This window comes from Cellulomonas sp. SG140 (assembly GCF_025770785.1).
Taxonomy (GTDB): Bacteria; Actinomycetota; Actinomycetes; order Actinomycetales; family Cellulomonadaceae; genus Cellulomonas.
The window spans coordinates 134,821-154,812 of record NZ_JANZLA010000009.1 but is presented as its reverse complement, the minus strand read 5'-3'; the positions used below and the strand labels follow the sequence as shown (position 1 = coordinate 154,812).

The 19,992-nt window shown below is 74.9% G+C and carries 10 protein-coding genes; 3 read left to right on the top strand and 7 right to left on the bottom strand.

Going from position 1 to position 19,992, the window contains the following annotated elements; genetic code table 11:
- Positions 1–16 precede the first annotated feature (16 nt).
- The 4 genes from N0B34_RS15885 to N0B34_RS15870 are packed head-to-tail and all read right to left on the bottom strand — an operon-like array spanning position 17 to position 11,645.
- The gene (locus tag N0B34_RS15885; protein WP_263731323.1) at positions 17–6,166 is read right to left on the bottom strand and encodes a beta strand repeat-containing protein; all 6,150 of its coding nucleotides are present in this window, start codon (positions 6,164–6,166) and stop codon (positions 17–19) included.
- A 14-nt stretch (positions 6,167–6,180) separates the two neighbouring features.
- Positions 6,181–8,772 carry a carboxypeptidase-like regulatory domain-containing protein gene (locus N0B34_RS15880; RefSeq protein ID WP_263731324.1) on the bottom strand — a complete coding sequence of 864 codons (2,592 nt, stop codon included), beginning with the start codon at positions 8,770–8,772 and terminating at the stop codon, positions 6,181–6,183.
- Position 8,773: 1 nt separating this feature from the next.
- Complete coding sequence (locus N0B34_RS15875; RefSeq protein WP_263731325.1) at positions 8,774–11,011, bottom strand: carboxypeptidase regulatory-like domain-containing protein; 2,238 nt, start codon at positions 11,009–11,011, stop codon at positions 8,774–8,776.
- A gap of 7 nt (positions 11,012–11,018) precedes the next feature.
- A complete protein-coding gene (locus N0B34_RS15870) occupies positions 11,019–11,645 on the bottom strand; it encodes a DUF4255 domain-containing protein (RefSeq protein WP_263731326.1) in 627 nt (208 codons plus the stop codon).
- Positions 11,646–11,943: 298 nt separating this feature from the next.
- Here N0B34_RS15870 and N0B34_RS15865 point away from each other — a divergent pair, with 298 nt between their 5' ends.
- The 3 genes from N0B34_RS15865 (at position 11,944) to N0B34_RS15855 (ending at position 16,369) form a co-directional block, all read left to right on the top strand.
- Entirely contained in the window at positions 11,944–13,881 is a 1,938-nt protein-coding gene (locus N0B34_RS15865; protein ID WP_263731327.1) for an ATP-binding protein, read from the top strand.
- 91 nt (positions 13,882–13,972) lie between these two features.
- Positions 13,973–15,967 carry a DUF4157 domain-containing protein gene (locus N0B34_RS15860; protein WP_263731328.1) on the top strand — a complete coding sequence of 665 codons (1,995 nt, stop codon included), beginning with the start codon at positions 13,973–13,975 and terminating at the stop codon, positions 15,965–15,967.
- A 48-nt stretch (positions 15,968–16,015) separates the two neighbouring features.
- Complete coding sequence (locus N0B34_RS15855) at positions 16,016–16,369, top strand: hypothetical protein (protein WP_263731329.1); 354 nt, start codon at positions 16,016–16,018, stop codon at positions 16,367–16,369.
- A 9-nt stretch (positions 16,370–16,378) separates the two neighbouring features.
- Here the strand turns inward: N0B34_RS15855 and N0B34_RS15850 are convergent, their stop codons facing one another.
- Genes N0B34_RS15850 through N0B34_RS15840 form a run of 3 tightly spaced genes read right to left on the bottom strand, consistent with a single transcriptional unit; the run spans position 16,379 to position 19,988 of the window.
- Complete coding sequence (locus N0B34_RS15850; RefSeq protein ID WP_263731330.1) at positions 16,379–16,768, bottom strand: DUF4280 domain-containing protein; 390 nt, start codon at positions 16,766–16,768, stop codon at positions 16,379–16,381.
- A 38-nt stretch (positions 16,769–16,806) separates the two neighbouring features.
- Complete coding sequence (locus N0B34_RS15845) at positions 16,807–17,322, bottom strand: septum formation family protein (protein ID WP_263731331.1); 516 nt, start codon at positions 17,320–17,322, stop codon at positions 16,807–16,809.
- Positions 17,323–17,369: 47 nt separating this feature from the next.
- Positions 17,370–19,988, bottom strand: a complete 2,619-nt coding sequence (locus N0B34_RS15840) for a cation-translocating P-type ATPase (RefSeq protein ID WP_263731332.1) — start codon at positions 19,986–19,988, stop codon at positions 17,370–17,372.
- Between the last annotated feature and the right edge of the window lie 4 nt (positions 19,989–19,992).

Here is a 19,992-nt window from a genome sequence, read left to right as displayed (position 1 = left end):
GCGCCGAGCACCGCGGTCACGGCGTGATCGTCAGCGTCACGCCCGCGCTGGTCGAGGCGGTCAGCGTCGCCGTCTGCGCGTAGGCCGCCGTCAGCGTCGAGGTGCCGGCGGTCCAGGTCGACGTCGTCGTGCCCGGCACCGTCAGCGTCGCGGTCCCGTTGCTCACCGTCGCGGTGCCCAGGCTGGTGCCGTCCCGGCTGAACGTCACCGTTCCCGCGCCCACCGTCCCGGTGCCGCCCGTCACCGTGGCGGTCAGCACGATCGGCTGGGCGGTGCCGGCCTTGAACGTGCTGGTGTCGGAGGTCAGCGCGGTCGTGCTCGCGTAGCGCACGGTCACTGCGACGCCGGCGGACGTCGAGGACGCGAAGGTCGCCGTCCCGTTGAACTGGGCGGTGAACGTGGTGCTGCCGCCGGCCCAGCCGGTGGTGCTGGGTGTCAGGACGGCCGTCCGGGTGCCGCCGCTGCTCGACACGGTGACGTCACCGAGCGAGACGCCGTCCCGGAAGAACGTCACCGTGCCGCCGGTGAGCCCGGAGGCGCTGCCCGAAGCCGGGCTGACCGTCGCCGTCAGCGTCAGGGTGTCGCCGGGGGAGATGGTGGTGGGCGACACGGCGAGCGTGGTGGTGCTCGCCGACTTGGACAGCGCGAAGGCTGTGGTCACCTCGGACACGCTGGGGTCGGTGGTGCTGACCGCGGCGGACGTCGGCGACACCTGCCAGCCCGTCACGTTGGGCGTCACGGTGTAGTTGGACGTCCGGTCGACGTAGATCACCTCGGCACCCGTGTCGATGCCGGCGGTGCCGGAGTACACGGTGGTCCCGGAGGCGGTGCCGTTGCTGCGCGTGATGGTGAACGGCATGGACGGCGCGCCCGACGTGGCGGACGTGGCCGTCACCCGGATCCGCAGCTCGTCGACCGTCACCGTGACGGCGGTGTCCGTGGCGGCCACCGCCGCCGTGTACGTGCCGACGTGGCCGGCGGGGCCCGACACCGTCGCGGTCCAGGCGCCGGGTGGCACCTGGTTGAACGTCGTCGCGAACGTGCTGGTCCCCGTGCGCACCGCCGGCTGCGCCGCGAGCGCGAGGCCGCCCGACGGCGGGTTCGGCACCAGGGACACCAGCGCGCCGGTCAGGTCGAAGCCCTCCGGGGACGTCACGGTCACCGTCACCTGCCGGGACACCGTGTACAGCACGATGTCCGCCGAGTAGAGCTGCCCGCCGCTCAGCGTGACCGCCCTGGTGGTGGACCCGTACCCGGTCGCCGCGAACGCCAGCGAGTACGAGCCGTCGGCGATGCCGGTCAGCGTGAAGGCACCGGCCGCCGTGGTGGTCTGCTTCAGCACCGTCCCGCCGGAGTCCTTCAGCTGCACCGTCGCGCCGTCCAGCGCCACCGGCGCCGCGGCACCGGCCTGGCCGGACACCGTCCCGGTCACCGTGTTGCTGCGCACCGCGATCGGCAGGCTGAGGATGGTCGGCTCACCGGCGGCCAGCGTGATGTTCACGGTCAGAGGTGCGAACCCGCCGCCGTTGATGGCCACGGTGTACGTGCCGGGGTCGTTGCCGGTGAACACGTACAGGCCGCCGGTCGGCGCCGGCACCGGGCACGTGGTGGACGTGGACGTGGTGCAGTCCTGCGTCTTGGTGCCGTCCACGCCGATCAGGGCGACGTCCAGGGCGTTCACCGCAGTGGACGTCGGGTCGGAGGGGTCGTAGACGGTCAGCCGCAGGTCCACCGGGTTGGCCTTGAGCAGCAGGTCCTGGGTGACGTCCGCACCGGCGCCCACCGTCACGGTCACCGACGTGGACCCGTCGGCGAAGCTGTACCCGGCGGCGAGGATGGTCACGTTCCACGTGCCGGCGGACAGGCCCTGCGTGGTGGTGGTGCCGGTGATCCGGTACGCACCCGCGGCGTCGCTGGTGGCCGTGAACGTCTGCCCGCCGGCCTGCGCGGCGCGCACCAGCACGCCGGCCAGCGTCGCGGTGACGCCGCTGGACCGCTGCACGGACACCGTCCCGCCGATCGAGCCGAGCTTGGTCACGGTGACCGGGATCGGGTCCACCTGCCCGGCGGCGACCGTCACCGAGAACGTGTCGAACTCGAACCCGGCGGCCTGCACCAGCACCTGGTAGGTCCCGCTCGGCAGCTGCCCGAACGACACCGAGCTGGTGCCGGGGATCGCCGTCAGCGTCACGTTGGCCGAGCCGGGGCGGATCAGCGTGACCACCGGGTCCTGCACCGGGGTGCCGGGCGCGGGGCCCGTCACCACGGCCACCGTGAGGTTGCCGTACCGCGGCAGGTCGAAGGCGACGGTCGGGTACGCCGTGGGCAGCACGGGGACGGTGAACGTCAGCGTCCGCGAGTCGAAGCCGGGCAGCGATGCCGTCACCCGGTAGGTGCCGGGCCGCACCAGCGTGCCGCCGGCGGGGTCGGTGGGCTGCGACGGGTCGGACCACACCAGCGTGCCCTGGCCGGGGGTTCCGGAGACGACCGCCTGCAGCCCGGCGTTGCTGGCCCCGGGTGGTGCCTGGACCACGGTGAACGTGGTGCTGGCCAGCTCGGCGTCCGTCGGCGCGGGTGCACCGGTGAACGTGATGGTCCCGTCGAAGTGCCGGCCCGTGGGTTCGAGCACCAGCGGGGACGACAGGTCGGCGATGGTGATGCTCGACCTGATCAGCGTGCGGTACGGCGCCGGTGAGCCGGTGTACGACACCGTCACGTCGAGCTGGTCGGTCACCACCGGGAAGTACACCTGCGACGACGACGTCACGTCGGCGGGGCTGGCCACCACCTGGAACGTGCCGTCCGCCGCGGTGGTCACCTGCACCGACGTGGTGACCGGCACCAGGCCGGAGTATCCGGTCACACCGGTCAGCTGCACGGTGGCGCCGCCGACCGGGGTGAACGCCGACGAGGACAGCTGGGTGACCACGGTGCCGCTGAAGGCGTTGCGCGGGCGCGTCAGCACCACCTGGGTGGCGATCTCCTGGTTGTTGCCCACCGTCAGCACCGGCGACGAGGCCTTGAGCTGTACGGCGGACGTCGCACCCGGCGGGACGGTGGTCCACGTGACGTCGAACCGGTAGGAGCCGGCGGGCAGGTGCGTCACGGTCACCTGGCCGTCCGTGCCCGTGGTCCACGGCGTGGTGGGCGGCGTGTAGGTGCCCGACGAGACGCGCACGGCGGTGACGACGGCGCCGGGCGCGGGCACCAGCGACGACGTGCCGCTGTCGGACAGGACGCTGACCGCGACGCGGGCGAGCCGGTCCATCGTCGCGTCGTACCGGCGCACGTCGCCGGGGCTCAGCACGATCGACACGGGCGCGACCGGCAGGTACTCGTCGTCGCCCGGCTGCACCGACACGTCGAACTGGCCGCTGCCCAGGCGCTCGAGCGCGTACGAGCCGTCCGGCTTGGTGCCGGCGCACTTCGCACCGCCGGTGATGGTGCAGGTGACGGAGCCGTCGGGCGCGGTGGAGACGGCGCACGGGCCCAGGGGCGTGGTCGATCCGGTGGGCCGGGCGATCACGCACGTGCCGGCGGGCACGGCGCCGACCCGCGTGAGGATGGTGCCGACGACGGACGGCGACGGGTACAGCGCCACCTGGGCCGCCTCGACGGTCTGGCCCATCGGCACCTTGACCTTGACGGTGCCGGGCTCGTAGCCGGGAACCGAGACCGTCAGCGTGTACAGGCCGGGCAGCAGGCCGGTGTCGCCCGGCGCGGGGATCACGTACTCGAGGTCCGGTGCCGAGGTGACGGTGATGGTGCGGGTGGACCCGTCGGCCGCCGGCGCCGTCATGGTGACGGTGATCTGGCAGACCTCGGGCTTGCCGCTGGGGTCGAGGCCCAGGTTGGTGCACGTGATCTGGCCGTTGGTGCGGGCGTCGGACACCCGCCCCTTGATCACGGACGTGGACAGCAGCCCGGAGCCGGGGATCGGCGTCATCTCCAGGTCCGCCGTGGCGGCCGAGCCGGCGACGACGGTCACCGGGGCGAACGCCGCCAGGTGGCCGAACAGGTCCGCCGAGAGGACGTAGGTGCCGGGTGCGATGCCGTTGAACCGGAACGTGCCGTCGGCGTCCGACGTGCTCATCGTCTTGTAGGTGTTCACGCCGTCGGTCAGCTTCAGGCCGGCGCCACCGAGCCCCGTCCCGCTCGGCTCGCGCACCGTGCCCTGCACCACGCCGGTGGACAGGTCGAGCCGCATGTCGAGCCGGGCCGCCGACGAGCCGGTGCCGAGAGTCAGCTGGGTGGTCTGCGAGGCGTAGCCCGGACCGCTCACCGTCACCGTGTACGTGGACGGCACCGGCAGGTCGGCCAGCACGAAGGTGCCGACCTGGCCGGAGGTGACCGTCGACGCCGTGCGGGTGGTGGTGCCGTCGGTCGCGGTGACCGTGAGGCCGCCCACGCCGCCGATCGCGCCGAGCGCGTCCGGACCGGTGACGGTCCCGGCCAGCGAGGCGACGCCGTGCGACAGCGTCAGGTCGACCACCGAGCTGCCGCCCGGGCCGAGCGAGACCAGGCTCGACTGGGCGCCGTACCGGGTGGCCGCCGCGGTGACCAGGTAGGTGCTGGGCGTCGACAGGCCGGTGACCGACCAGGAGCCGACGTTCCCCTGCGTCGCGCTGCTGGTGGTCACCACGTTGGTGCCGTCGGTGATGGTGACGGCGACGCCGCCGAGAGGGCCGTCGGGGCCGGTGATGTGCCCGGACAGCTGACCGGCACCGGCGACCATCGTCACCTTGAGCGGGTTGGCGGCCGCCTGCGCGCCGGTGAGCTCGAAGCGCTGCGTCTGGAAGCCGGGCTTGGAGATGGTGACCAGGTAGTTCGACTGGGCCGACATGCCGGCGAAGGCCCACGTGCCGTCGTTGAGGGACGACGTGGTGCGGGCGCCGTCCGCCGGTCCGACGGCCTGCAGCGCCAGCGCGCCGGCCGCGACCTTGCCGAGGTCGGAGCGGTCGACGGGCGCGGACACCGGGACGGCCGGTGCGGCGACGACGTTCGAGACGGTGCGGAAGACGGCGTCGCCGGCGGTCTGCGCGTCGCCCGAGGCCGTGGCCGACGACGAGCCGTCGGCGGCCGTGCCGGACGCGGTGCCCGACGACGCCCCGCCGGCCGGTGCCGTCGCGCCGCCCGCTGGTGCCGGGCCGCTGTCGCCGATCAGCAGGCTCGCCGGCACCACCTCGACGCGGAAGCCCGACGGGTCCGCGGCCGTGACGATCCCCCCGATGCGCACACCGGTCGCCGCGCCGCCCGCACCGCCGCCCGACCCACCGGCCGCGCCGCCGCTCCCGCCCGTCGACCCACCGGCCTTCCCGGGTGCTGCCGTGCCGCCCGTCCCACCGGTCCCGGCCGGCGCCGGTGCCACCGCGGCCTGCCCGGCCGTCGTCGCCGACTGGCTGGCCCGGTGCGACAGCCACGGCAGCCCGACGGCCACGCCGGCCACCCACAGCCCGAGCACGGCGACCATCGCCACGCCCCGCAGCACCCCGGAGGACAGCAGCGGCCGGGCGGTCAGCACCGCCTGGGCGTGCGCGGGCGCCTGGTCGCCGTGCGCGCTGACCGAGTACGTGGTGCGCGTGCGGGGCCCGACCAGCCGCGGCCGGTGCACCGCGACGCGGGCCGGCAGGCGGACCGTCGCGTGCGCCGGGACGCTGACCACCTGGCTCTGCAGCTGCACGCGCAGCTGGTCCGCCGCGACGGCGTCCACCAGCACGTCCGCCGGCCGGTCACCGGTGTTGCTCAGCACCACCGCGACGCGGCGCGCCCGTACGGCGGTCGCCTCGGCCGGCTCCACGGCGAGCACCACGGCGCTCGGCGAGTCCACCACCAGCGCGGTGTCCACCATCGTGACGCCGTCACCGGCGCCGCCCGGCACCTGCGACTGCACCGCGAGCGCGTACGGGTACGTGCCCGGCAGGGCACCGCGGGCGATGCCGACGGCGACGTCCGTCGACGCGGTGGCGTCGGCCGGGACACCGACCAGGCGTGCGGCGCGGGGACGCCAGGCGCCGTCCAGCCCGATGGCGGACACGATGATGTCGCGGGGCCCGTCGGCCAGGTTGCGCACGTGCACGCGGACGGTGGCCTCGCGGCCCGCGGGCGCGTGCGCGCCGGGCTCGACCGCCACGCTGACGGTCGGCCTGCTCGGGTGCTGTGCGCTCATCGGCGGCTTGTCCCTCAGGGGATCGGGATGTCGAGCACCAGCTGCTGGCTGGGGTTCAACGTGGTCGGGGGGGACGTGGCGGCAGCGGCCGCGTTGGGCGACAGCTGCACCTCGAGCAGGTAGAACTGCGGCGCGTCGACGTCGGTGAACGAGTAGTGGCCGTTGCCGTCGGTGGTGGCCGTCGCCACGGGCGGCGCCGCGGTGCCGTACTGGGAGGCCAGGTACAGCGACACGACGGCGCCGACGGTGGGCGTGCCGCGCTGGCTGACCACGCCGCTGATCGCGGCGGGGGAGACCAGCACGGGGTCGAGCCGCTGCACCTGCCCGGCGGCGAGGGTGACGATCGTCGAGGTGGGCTGCGTGCCCTTGCGGCTGAACGTCACGGTGTACGTCCCCGGCGGCAGGCCTTGGATGGCGTAGGTGCCGACGCTGCCGGCCGGGGTGGACGCCGAGGTGACGGTGAACTGCGCCTGCCCGGAGCTCGCGCTGATCTGCACGTTGCCGGCGGGCGTCGCCGTACCGCCGCCGGCGGGGCTCTGCGAGACGGTGCCGACGATCTGCGCGGTGGCCGGCCGCATCTTCACGTCGACCGCCGTCGCGCTCGCCGCTCCGGCCGTCACCGTGCCGAACCCGTCCACGCTGACCGACAGCACCTGCGACTCCAGGTCGGAGCGGGAGAACGTCACCGTGTAGGTGCTGGGGATGTGCAGCCCCGAGATCGCCCACGAGCCGACCGGTGCACCGCTCTGCGTGACGGTCTGGCGGGTGTCGCCGCCGTCGGTGACCGTCACGGTGACCCCGCCGGTGCCGTCGGGCGTCGTGGCGGTGCCGGACAGGGTGCCCGCGGCGGCGCCCAGGGTGACGGCCACACCGGTGAGCGTCTGGGCGGCGCCGAGGTTGAGGTTGAGGGTGGCCGGTGCGAAACCGGGTGCGCTGACCACCACGGTGAACGTGCCCGGGGTCGGCAGGCCGCGCAGCGTGAACCCCCCGGGGGTGTCCTGCGTCAGCGTCACGGTGCGGACGGTCACCTGCCCGAACGTGGCGACGACGGTGGCCCCGGGCACCGGCCCGCCGGCGCCGGACACCACGCCGCTGATCGCACCGTCGCCGTCCAGCAGCTGCACCTGGATGCCGGTCCGGTTCTCCCCGGCGGCGACGTCGAGGCGCTGCACCTGGGTGCTGTAGCCCGTCTTCGTCGTCACCAGGTCGTACACCGCGGGGGACGGCACCTGGTCCAGCACGAAGCTGCCGTCCGCCCCCACCGGCACGCTGCGCACCACCGCACCGGACGTCGCACCCGCCGGCGCCTCACCGGGCGGCGGCGTCACCTTGCCGGCCAGCGGCGCGGTGTCCAGCGGCAGCTCCAGCCGCACGACGGCACCGGCCAGGTCGGTGCCGGTCACCGTGCCGGACACCGTCGCCGGCACGCCGCCCACCACCGCGACCAGGTCGGTCACGTCCTGCCCGGCCGCCAGCGGCACCAGCTGCGCCTTGGCCTGCGCCGAGGCCGCCGGGTACCAGACCTCGCCGAACCCGGCGGCGCGGAACCGCAGCAGGTACGAGCCGGCGGGCAACGAGCCGATGTGGAAGGCCCCGGCCGAGTCGGTCGCCGTGCTGGCCACCGGCGTGGTGGCGTCGGCCTGGTCGAAAGCGTCCACGGACACCGCCGCGACCCCGTCACCGGTGGACAGCAGCCGCACCTGACCGCCGAGGGCCGAAGTGCCGGTGGTCGTCTTCTGGTCGCGCGCCTGCGCCACCTGCAGCGCGACGTCCCGGTCGGCCGCGGACCGCTGCACCACCCCGCCCAGCGCCGTGGTGATCACGGCCGCGAACAGGGAGATCGCCACCACCAGGCCGACCATGGCCAGCAGCCCGCGGCCCAGCAGCGGCTTCTGCACGAAGACGCCCACCGCTGCGGGCGGGGACGCGGGCCGGCGGCCCAGCGGGTCGGCACCGTCCCGGGCGGCCCGCTCGACGGCCGCCGCCACGTCCCACGTGCCCAGCTGCGCGGGCAGCGGCGGGCGCTCGGCGAGCCGCAGCTCGAACGAGCGCGGCTCGGGGGAGCCCACCAGCGGCCGCTTCGCGGTCGTCCGCAGCTGCGTCACCAGCCGCTCGCCGGGGCTGAGGTGGAACTCGGACGGGTCGAAGGTGAACCGGACCGCCTTCTCGGGGTCGCTGCCGACGACCGCACCGTCCACGGCGGTGTTGCCGTTGTTCTCCACGGCGACCGCGAACGCCGCCGACCGTCCGCCGGTGGCCACCGTCGGCTCCAGGGTGACGTCCACCCGCGGCGCACCGGCGACGTCGATCACCAGCTCCTCGACGCCGGTGCGCCCCGGGCCGGTCAGCTCGCGCACCTGCACGGCCATCCGCCGCTCACCGGCCGGCAGCTCGGCCGGCAGGTCGAGCGTCAGCGTCAGCGTGGTGCTCTCGCCGGGGAACAGCGTGGGCTCGGCGGTGTCCGTGCGGACCCAGGCGGGGTCGACGCCGAGGCAGCGCAGGGAGTACCCGCTGATCACGTCGTCCGTGTTGGTGATGGTGACCGTCACGGTGCTCGGGGCGCCGGCGACGGCGCTGAGCCGGCGCGGGGCGAGGTCGACGCGCACGTCAGCCCGCCCCGGGCAGGCTCAGGTCCTGGCTGACGGTCCCGCCCGCGGTCACCGTCACCACGGCGGTGCTGACCACCACGCCGCCCTGGGACACGCTGACCGAGTAGGAGCCGGGCGGCAGCTGGACGAAGGAGTAGTACCCGGCCGGCGTGCCGGCGGCCGCCGTCGACGTCGTCGTCCAGCTGTGCTGCCCGTCGGTCGCCACCACGCTGACGCCGGCCGTGCCGACGGTGCCGGTGCGGACGACGCCCTGCACCGTGCCCCAGGACGGGCGCAGCGTGACGCTGACCGGCGGCGCCACCCCGGTGGACAGGTCGACCGCCACGCTCTGCGACGTGTACCCGGCGAGCGTGACGGTGAGCGTGTACAGGCCCGGCTTGAGCCCGGCCAGCGTGAAGGAGCCGACGGTGCCGGTGGTCAGCGAGGTGGCGCTGACCGCGGTGGGGCCGCCGGTCGCCGTGACGGTCGCCCGGCCTAGACCGCTGCCGTCCGGCGCCAGCACCCGGCCGGTGACGGTGCCGGCGCCTCCCGTCAGCGCGACGGCGAGGCCCGTCTTCGACTGGCCGGCGGTGAGGTCGACGACGACGGTCGACGGCGTGTAGCCCGGTGCGGTGAACGTCACCACGTAGGTGCCCGGCGTCGGCAGGTTGGGGATGACGAACGTGCCGACGGCGCCGACCGTCGGGGTGCCGACGACGATCGGGTTGCTTCCGTCCGCCGTGGTGACCGTGACACCGCCGAGCGGGGCCTTCCCGTCCGTCACCGTCCCGGAGATCTGGCCGGTACCGGCGCGCAGCGTGACGTTCGGCGCGAACCGCTGCTGCCCGCCGGTGACCGTCTCGGTGATGGTGGTCGGCTGGTAGCCGGGCGCCGTGAAGCTCAGCTCGTAGGTGCCGGGCGCCACCACGTTCGGCAGGGAGTACGTGCCGTCGGCGGCGGCGGTCACCGTGCGGGTGAGGGTCGCGTCGTCGCGCGCCCAGGTCGCCCGCGCGACGACGGTGGTGACGACGGGGGTGGTGACCACGCCGACGTCCACCTTGCCGCTGATCTGCGCCGCGGCGCCGGTGATGGTGAGGTTCACGCCGCTGGTGACCGTCTGCGCGACGGCGCTCACCGACGTGGCGCCGGACGCGTCGGCCGCCGCCGGGTACCAGACGGTGGTGTAGCCCTCCGCCCGCACGCTGATCAGGTACGCCCCGGGGAACAGCCCCGCGATCGCGTAGCTGCCGTCCTGCTGGGTGGCCGCCGAGCCGACCAGCACCGGGCCGTTGGCGGTGGACCGCCACGCCTCGACGGTCAGCCGCCCGACGCCCTGCTGGTCGCTGGTGGCGGTCACCGTGCCGGCCACCGTGCCACCGACGCCCGCCGGCAGCACCCCGTCACGCGGCACCGCACCGGCGGGTGCGCCACCGTCGCCCGCCGCGCCGGCCGCCGCGCCGGCGGCACCGCCCGCCCCCGTCACCCCCGTCGCCGCGAAGAACGACGCCGGGGCCACCTTGGTGAACGGGTCCGCGCCGAGCACGGCACCCACGCCGAGCAGGAACATCGTCGCCCAGGCCGCCAGGATCGCCGCCAGCACCAGCAGCGTCAGCACCCCGGCGCTGAACCGGGACCGCTGCCGCAGCACCAGCGGCAGCACCTGGTGCTGGTCCAGCGCGGTGCCCTCCACCTGCAGCGCCCGCTCCCGGTCGGGGCCGAGCAGCTGCCGCGGGCCCTGCACCCGCACCGCGCACGTGGCGGTCGCCCCCGGCGCCAGGCTCAGGGTGGACGGCGTCAGCGTCGCGGCCAGGCTCCGGTCGCTGTCCGTCGCGCGCAGCGCGACGTCGAGCGGCACGTTGCCGCGGTTGGCCACCTGCACCTCGAACGTCGCCCGGCGGCGTGCCCGGATGGTCGTCGGCGCCGCGCTCAGCGCCAGCTCGGGCCGCGTGGCCACCACCACGTCGACGTCGTGGTGCGCGGCGCCCGCCGTGCCCGCCTCGCCCGTCACCTGCACCGTGATCGGGTGCGTGCCGGCCGGGAAGCTGCTCGGCAGGTCGAGCCGCACCACCAGCTGCCCGGTCGCGTCCGGGAACAGGGCCAGCACGGACGGTCGCGACGACGTGTGCTCGGCGGGCAGCCCCAGCACCTGGGCGCTGACGCCGTCGATCACCGTGCCGGTGTTCACCACGTCGATCGGGATCTCGCCGGACCCGCCCGGGGGGACCTCGAGGACGTCGACACCGCTGAGCACGCGCACGGTCAGGTCACGCCCTGCGGTCGAGGGCGGCCGGGCGCAGCGGGGTGGCGGTCGCGTCGACCGCCGTGACGGCCGGGGCGGCGAGCTGCCACGGGTAGGCGTCCGCGGCCACCGTCGCCAGCAGCGTGAACGACGCCTTGAGCGTGCCGCCCAGGCCGGACCAGAGCTCGCGCGGCCGGTTCAGCTCGTCCACCGCCAGGCTCAGCTGCACGCTGGACTCCAGGGGGACGGTCAGGTGCTCCACCGGCAGCACCTGCTGCGTCACCAGCCGCGTCAGCACGTCGCCGAGCAGCTGGTGCTCGTCGCGGGTGCTCCCGGCCCACGCGCTGACCAGGTACGACAGCTGCACCATCGGCAGCGGCGCCCGGTGCTCGGCGCGCCCGTCGGGTCCCGGGCGCGAGGCGGCCGGCCGCGGCGGCACCGGGCTGCGTCCGACGTTGTAGAGGAACAGGCTCACCGTGATTCGGTTGACCTGCGCGGCCCAGGTGGACGACGGCGCCTCGAAGGAGATGTCGCCCGTCTCGGTGCTGAGCGGGAGGGCGGAGCGCAGGTAGCTCTCGAGCCCGTCCTCGACTGCGGGGATGAGGATGGCGGGCTCCCTTCTGCTCGACGTGCCGCCCGTGGGCCCGGTCACCGGCCCAGCAGCCGTCGCATGCCAGAGGCCGTCGCTGCCAGCAGCCACCGCACGCCGGAGAGGCGTTGCCGATGCTAGGAACCGGGCGGAACGGCCAACATCGGTAATCGCTACCGAAGTTGCCGCCCAGCCCTCGACCGTGCGCACGCGCCGCGGTCAGACTCGGAGCGGACCGGCCGGTCGACCCGGACCGGCGGTGCGGGCAGCCCGTCCGGCTGCCCCGGCGCCGTGGGTCGGCACGCCGGGTCGAGGGCGGCCCGGTGCCGCGTGCCGTCCGTCGTCGTGAAGGAGGCTCGTCGTGCGCGAACGCCTGGCGCGCCTGCTCAAGCCGGTCGAGCTCGCCGCGGACCGGCGGCACGTCGCGGACCCGGCCCTGGCGGCGCGGCTCGAGGCGGCGCTCGAGGTGCTGCGCGACGAGTACGCCGGGCCGCTGCCGCAGCAGGAGGACCGCCTGGCGGGCGTCGCGGACGTGTTCGGGCTGGACCCGGAGGACGTCGACGTGCTCACCGTCGCCGCCGCACCGGACCTCGACGTGAACCTCGCGCTGGTGTTCGGGCTGCTGCGGGGGCAGCGGGCACCGGCCCGCGCGTCGACCGGCCTGGTGCTGGAGCTGACCGGTCAGCCGTCCCTGTCGAGCGAGGCGCACGCCCGGCTCGGCGCCGGCTCTCCGCTGCGGCGGCACGGGCTGCTCGAGCAGTCGTCGGACCGGCCGTGGCTGCTGCGCGACGTGTGGCTGCCGGACCGGGTGCTGGCCCACCTGACGGGCGTCGACCAGCTCGACGGCCCGCTCGCCGCGCTGCTGGTCGACCCGGTGCCGCTGCCGGACCTGGACGCCGACGGCGTGCTGACGGCGGCCGTCGAGGCCGGTGCGCCGCTGGTGTGGGTGCGCTCACCGCTCGGCTCGGGCGGGCTGTCGCTGGCCGCCGGGGCGCTCGCGGCCGCCGGCGTCGGCTGCCTGGCGGTCGACCTCGCCCGGGTCCCGCCGTCTGCCGACCTGTCCGCCCTGGTCAGGGCGTTGGTGCGGGAGGCGGCGCTGCGCGGGGCCGGCCTGGTGCTGGCCCACGCCGACCAGCTGGCCGGCCCCGAACGGGCCGGCACCGACCCCGCCGCGGCGTTCCTGGCGCTGGCGCAGGCCGTGGTGCCGGTGCTCGCGGTCAGCGACCGGCCGTGGCAGCCGCTGTGGCTCGCCCGGCACCCGCTGGTGGTCGAGGCGCCCCCGGTGACCACGCAGCACCGCACCGTGGTCTGGGACCAGCACCTGGGCACCGGTGTCGCCGACCCGGCGCTGACGGCGCTGCGGCTCGCACCCGAGTCGATCGCCGACGCCGCCCGCTACGCGACGGACCTCGCGGCGCTGACCGGGGCGGAGCTGTCCGCCGGCTCGGCGCGGGCCGCCGCCCGCCGCGTGGCCGGCTCGATGACCACCGGACCCGCCGCGGCACCGCGCCGGGCGCCGTCGTTCGACGACCTGGTGCTGCCGGACCACGCCGCCGCGACGCTGCGCCGGCTGGTGTCCTGGGCGCAGCACCGCGACGAGGTGCTCGCCGACGGCCGGCTGGTCGACGTCGGCGGCAAGGGGACCGGCCTCGCGGCCCTGTTCAGCGGCAGCCCCGGCACCGGCAAGACGCTCGCGGCCCACGTGATCGCCGCCGAGCTGGGCCTGGACCTGTTCCGGGTGGACATCACGTCGATCGTCGACAAGTACATCGGGGAGACGGAGAAGAACCTCGAGCGCGTGTTCCACGAGGCGGAGAGCCTGGACGTGCTGCTGTTCTTCGACGAGGCGGACGCCCTGTTCGGCAAGCGGTCGGACGTCAAGGACGCCCACGACCGGTACGCCAACCAGGAGGTCGCCTACCTGCTGCAGCGGATGGAGAGCTTCGACGGCATCACCGTCCTGGCGACCAACCTGCACGGCAACCTCGACCCGGCGTTCAGCCGCCGCATGAGCTTCATCGTGCACTTCCCGGACCCCGACGAGCCCACGCGGCGGCTGCTGTGGCGCTCCCACCTGGACCGGGTCACCACCGACCCGGCCGACCCGGTGGACGTGACGCACCTCGCCAAGCAGATCGAGCTGGCCGGCGGCGACATCCGCAACATCGTGCTGGCCGCGGCCTACGACGCGATCGCCGCCGGTCAGCCGGTGGGCATGCGGCACGTGCTCGCGGCGACCGTCGCGGAGTACCACAAGCTCGGCCGGCGGGTGCCGGCCGACGGGTTCGCGCCGGGCTGACCGCCGGTGGCTGCGAGGGGCAGGGTCCTGGCGAGCGGTCGGCCAGGTGGGTGGGTCCGGACGACACTTCCGATCGAGAGCGAGGGCGACCATGCCGGCTGAGAACGAGCGCACGACGCTCGAGAAGCGACGGCTGACCGCGGCGCCGCCCGCCGTCGGCCCTGCGACGGCGGCGGCGACGGAGGTGGCGCAGGACGACGCCGTGGACCCGGTCGCCGTCCCTGGCCTGGCCGTGGACGTCCGCCGCCGCGCCGCCACCCAGGACCCCCTCGGTGGCACGGCCGCGGCACCCGAGGTCGCCGACGTGCTGCGCCGGCGGCAGGGCCAGGGCCGGCCGCTGGAGCCGGAGGTCGCGCAGCGGATGGGTGCCGCGATGGACGCGGACCTGCGCGGGGTGCGCATCCACGACGACGCGGAGGCGGACACCATCGCCCGGTCGGTGCAGTCCGTGGCGTTCACGGCCGGGTCCGACGTGTACTTCAGCCGCGGCACCTACGCGCCGGGCACCCCGGGCGGCGACCGGCTGCTGGGCCACGAGCTGGCCCACGTCGTGCAGCAGCACAGCGGCCGGGTGGCACCGGCGGGGGACGGCCCAGTGATCGGGCGGGCCGACGACCCGGCGGAGGCCGCCGCCGACGCGGTGGCCGAGCGGACGGTGCAGCGGCTGCAGCGGCAGGCGGCGCGCGTCGCGACGACGAGCACGGCGGATGCCGAGCAGGCGGGGACCACGACCACCGCCGGTGCCGGCGCGCTGCGCCGGCAGCAGGCCCGCGTCGAGGCGACGACGGTGCGCCGGTGGAACCCGTTCAAGAAGCTGTTCGGCGGCAAGAAGAAGAAGGCGCCGACGCTGCCGCAGACCCCGCTCCCGGAGGCGTTGACACCACCGGTGCCGACGCCCGAGCAGCCGGTCCCGCTGCCCGTGCCGCAGGGCGGGGAGCTGCCCGTGCCCACGCCGGAGTCCGTCACGCCGGAGTCCGTCACGCCGGAGTCCGTCACGCCGCAGACAGCACCCCAGACCGCGCCCCAGACGCCGACCGAGACCGCGCCCCAGACGCCGACCCAGGACCAGACCCCGAGCCAGACGCCCACCACCCAGACCCCGACCACGCAGACGCCCACCCCCGAGGCCGTCACCCCGCCCACGCCGAAGTCGGCGAAGGAGCGTTTCGAGGAGGCCTGCGACCCGCAGACCGCCCCGGCCGGCAAGGCGCAGGCCAAGGTGCGCATGGACGCGCTCCGCCAGCTGATCAACACCTTCAGCACCGCGGAGAAGAAGTCGATCGCCGACGACCCCGCCGCGATGGCCAAGGGCCGCGCGCACCTCGGCGACCTGTACTACATGTCGCTGCTCGCCGCCGTGAACATGGCGAAGCAGAAGACCAAGAAGGACGGCACCAAGGTGAAGCACCACCTGACCGGCGCCGAGGCCGACGAGTTCATCAGGACCAACATCGAGGACTACCCGCACATCAAGCCGTTCATCGCCACGGCCGTCGCCGCCGGCAAGAAGGGCGAGGGCTACGTGGCGAGCATCTCGCCGGAGGACTGGGCCATCGTCTACGGCGTGGAGTTCCCCACCGACTCGGTGGCGGAGGAGCAGAGCACCAACGCCTACGCCTCCACCAAGAACGCCGACGAGCCGGCCATCCTGCACGCCGACCGCGGGACGCCCAGCACGGCGATCCACGAGTCGATGCACCGCTACGCGCCCAACGACGTGCTGGACACGTTCGGCTTCGACCTGAACGAGGGCATCACGGAGTACTTCACCCGCATGCTCACCACCAAGAACGCCACCCCCACCAAGGACGGCGGTCCGGAGCGGAACAACTACCAGGACAACGTGACGTTCGTGCGTGAGATGGTCCGCATCCTCGGCGCCAGCAAGGTGGACCAGGAGACCGTCCTGGGCGAGATCTACTTCGAGGGCAAGACGGAGAAGCTCGAGGCGAGCTTCCGGGCCGCGTGGAAGGCCAAGAAGCCGAAGATGAGCACGGGGACGCTCGACTCGAAGTGGACCAAGTTCAAGGACGCGATCAGCGACGGGAAGTGGTCCGACGCCAAGAAGGCGATGCCGTCGGCCTGACCGGTCCGACGAGCCGCCTGCATCCCCGATCCCGACGAGGAGAACCTGATGAACAGCCTCACCGACCAGCGTGGCCGCGTCCTGGCGCTGCTGGGTCTGACCGACGACGCGGACCTGCAGGAGACGGACCCGGTGCCGACCGCCGAGGACGTCGACGCGCTCGACGCGATCGCCTTCGACTGGCCCGGCGAGCAGGCCCACGTCACGGTGCTCGAGTTCGAGGACTACGACGAGGCCGAGGCGGCCCAGGAGCAGCTGCGCGGCCTCGCCGGGCAGACGGACCTGGTGGTCGAGACGACGGTGAACGGCGACCTGCTGCTGTGGGCGACCGCTCCCGGTGACGACGCCCGGGCGCGGGCCCGGATCGACGGCCTCGCGCAGTCCTTCGCCGGCCGGGAGTGACGGCTGCGCTCAGGCCTCGAGCGTCCGCACCGCACCGGGGTTGACGATCTGGATCACGCCGCCGAACCCGCACGTGCACGTGGCGCCCAGCGTCAGCGCGGGCTTCTCGCCGATCGTCGTCTGCACCGCACCGCCCACCCACGCGCCGGTGACCGGGACGCACGGCATCGGCGTCAGCACGCCGAGCGCGGCCGTCGTCGCGGCCAGCACCTGCGGGTTCGCCAGCGAGGTGCACATGCCGAAGGGCGGGATGTTCACCATCGGGATCGCGTCGGTGATCGCGGCGGCGGGCTTGCCCTCGATCATCACGCGGGCGATCGGCAGCACGTTCAGCGTGCTGGGGGCCAGGCCGAAGCTGCACTGCAGCATCGCGGTCGCGGTGGCGGCGGGCTTGCCCATGGTCGTCCTCCCGTCGGCGCAGGCTCGCGCCGCTGCTGCTAGAGCTTCGATCCCTTGACCGACGAGGTGCGCTTGGCCCCCGTGGTGGTGATGACGCAGGTGACGTCCCGGTCGTCACCCGCCTGCCAGCCCCGGGCGGACGGCAGCAGGTAGGTGAAGTACAGCGACGAGTCGTGGTAGTCGGTGCCGACGTACCCGGAGAACGCGGACAGGCAGGCGCCGTCGGCGAAGGCCTTGAGCACCGCGGCGCCGGGGTAGGCCGCCGTCTTCTCGGTGCCGGCGGGCAGCGGGTAGGCGGCCAGCGCGTACACCTCCTGCTGGTGCGGCTGCGAGCAGGGGACCACGGTGACGTCCTTGATCTCGGCGGTGATCGCGGTCGGCGCGATGACGCAGTCGCCCGGCTTGGCCGCCAGCGCCGACACGGCGTGGCCCTTCTTGTCCTGGCCGAACAGGGAGCAGCCGCTCAGCGTGCCGAGCACCACGGCGCCGGCCGTCAGCACGACGAGCGCCCGACGCGCCGTACCGGTGCCGCCGATGCGTGGTGCTGCCCTCATGTGCCCTCCGGACGGTGTGCCGCACACGGTCGTGCGCCGCCCCGACGCTAGCCGCGGGCCGCCGTCGTGACCTCCGTAGTCATTGCGGAACTTGCACCGCGACCGCGGGCCGCGCGACGCGCGTGCACCGCCTTGTCCAGCGCGTCCGCCACCAGCACGGCCACCGGTGCCCCGAGCGCCAGCGCCCACCCCGTCGGGCTCGGCGGCGCCTGTCCCAGCTGCCGCGCGAGGGCCGGCACGTAGATGGTGACCAGGCAGAACGCGATGCCGATCGCCACGGCGGGCGCCAGCAGCAGGTTCTTCGCCCGGCCGGGCGCCGCCCGTCCCTCGCTGCGGCAGGCGAACGCGTTCGCGGCCTGTCCCAGCACCACCGCGAGGAACGTCGCACCGGACGCCGTCGCCAGCACCGCACCTGCCGGTGCCGGATCGCCGAACCGCCACCCCGCCGCGAGCAGGGACACCGTGAACGCGGTCAGCGACACCACCGCCTCGACCGGCCCGAGCAGCCCGAACGCCCGCCGCAGCACCGTCCGGTCCAGCAGCCGCCCGGCCGCCGGGGGCTCGGCCAGCACGCCGCGGGCGGGCGGCTCGGCACCGAGCGCCGTCGCCGACAGCGTGTCCGTGCCGATGTCCAGGGCCAGCACCTGCAGCACCCCCAGCGCCAGGGGGAACGCCCCACCGGTGACGCCCCACAGCACGAAGGGCGCCAGCTCGGCCACGTTGTCGGTCAGGTGGTAGGTGAGGAACCGCCGGACGTTGGCGTACGTCGCCCGGCCCAGCTCGATGCCCGCGACGACGGAGGAGAACCGGTCGTCCAGCAGCACCAGGTCGGCCGCCTCGCGGGCCACGTCGGTGCCGGAGGCGCCCATCGCCACACCGATGTCCGCCTCGCGCAGCGCCGGCCCGTCGTTCACCCCGTCGCCCGTCATCGCCACCACGTGCCCGCGGGCGCGCAGCGCCCGCGCGATCCGCAGCTTGTCCTCCGGTGCGACGCGGGCCACCACCACCCCGTCGTGGTCCAGCAGCGCGCCGAGCGCCGCGTCGTCCGCCGGCAGGTCGGCACCGAGGTGCACCGGACCGTCCGCGGTCCGCAACCCCACCTCCAGCGCGATCGCGGCCGCCGTCACCGGGTGGTCGCCGGTGATCATCGCGACCTGCACGCCCGCGCTGCGGCAGGCGGCGATCGCGGCGGCCGACTCCGGTCGTGGCGGGTCCTCGAGCCCGACCAGGCCGAGCAGGTGCAGCCCCGTCTCGGCGGCGGCCGTCGTGGTCGGCGCCGTCGCACCGGTCGGCCGGCTCGCCACGGCCAGCACGCGCAGCCCCTGCCCGGACAGCCGCGCCAGGGCGGCCGCGGCCGCCGCCGCCTCACCGGCCGGGCACAGCGGCAGCAGCGCGTCCGGCGCGCCCTTGGTCAGCACCTGGTCGCCGGCCACCACGCTCATCCGCCGGCGGTGCGGGTCGAAGGCGAACGCGACGTCGGCCCAGGACTCGACGCGCACCGTCGGGGTGTCCACCCCCAGCCGCCGCGCGAAGGCGTCCAGCGCCGCCTCCATCGGGTCGCCGTGCGCCACCCACCGCTCGCCGGCCTGCTCCACGTACCCGCGCGAGCAGCGGGCGGCCGCCCGGCCCAGCTCCACCATCGCCTCGTGCGCACCGGGGTCCACGTCCACAGCCGCCGTCGGCGCGTACCCGGCGGTGCCCACCACGGCCGACCCGGCGGGCGTCCACGCGGCCACCACCGTCATCTGGTTGAGGGTCAGCGTGCCGGTCTTGTCGGTGCAGACGAACGTCGTGGACCCCAGCGTCTCCACCGCCTCGAGCGAGCGGACCAGCACCTGCCGCTTCGCCATCCGCTCGGCTCCCCAGGCGAGCGCCAGGGTGACGGTGGGCAGCAGCGCCTCCGGCACCAGCGCGACGGTGACGCCGATCGCCAGCACGAAGGCGTCGGGCAGCGAGCGGCCGATCATCAGGGTGAGCAGCAGGAACGCCAGGCCGGCGACGACGGCGATCGCCCCGATGCCGCGCACCACCCGGGTCAGCTCGCGGGTCAGCGGGGTCGGGTGCAGGCCGGCCGCCGAGGTGGCGCTGGCGATGCCGGCCAACCGGGTGCGCGGCCCGGTCGCGACGACGACGGCCTCGGCCAAACCCTCCACCAGGAACGTCCCGGCGTACACCCGCTCGGCGACGTCCAGCGTGCTCGGCTCGCTCTCACCGGTCAGCGTCGACGTGTCCAGCAGCGCCGCGTCGGCCAGCAGCACGTCGCCGTCCGCCGGCACGCGGTCGCCCGCCTCGAGCAGCAGCACGTCGCCTGCGACGACGTCCGCGGCCTCCACCTGCCGCGGCTGCCCGTCCCGCCGCACGCTGACCGTGCCGGGCAGCAGCGACCGGAGCCGCTCGGCGGCCCGGTCGGCACGCGCCTCCTGCAGGAACGAGAACGCGGCGTTGACCAGCACCACCACGGCGATCGCGACGGTCAGCTGCGGCAGCCCGGCCAGCGCCGCCAGCCCGGCGGCCACCCACAGCAGCAGCGCGAACGCGTGCACCAGCTGCGCGGCGAACGTCGCCAGGGGCGACCGCCGACGTGGTGCGGGCAGCGTGTTCGGTCCGTCCGACCGCAACCGGGCGGCCGCCTGTGCGGAGCTGAGTCCGCGGCGTCCTGCGTCCACGTCA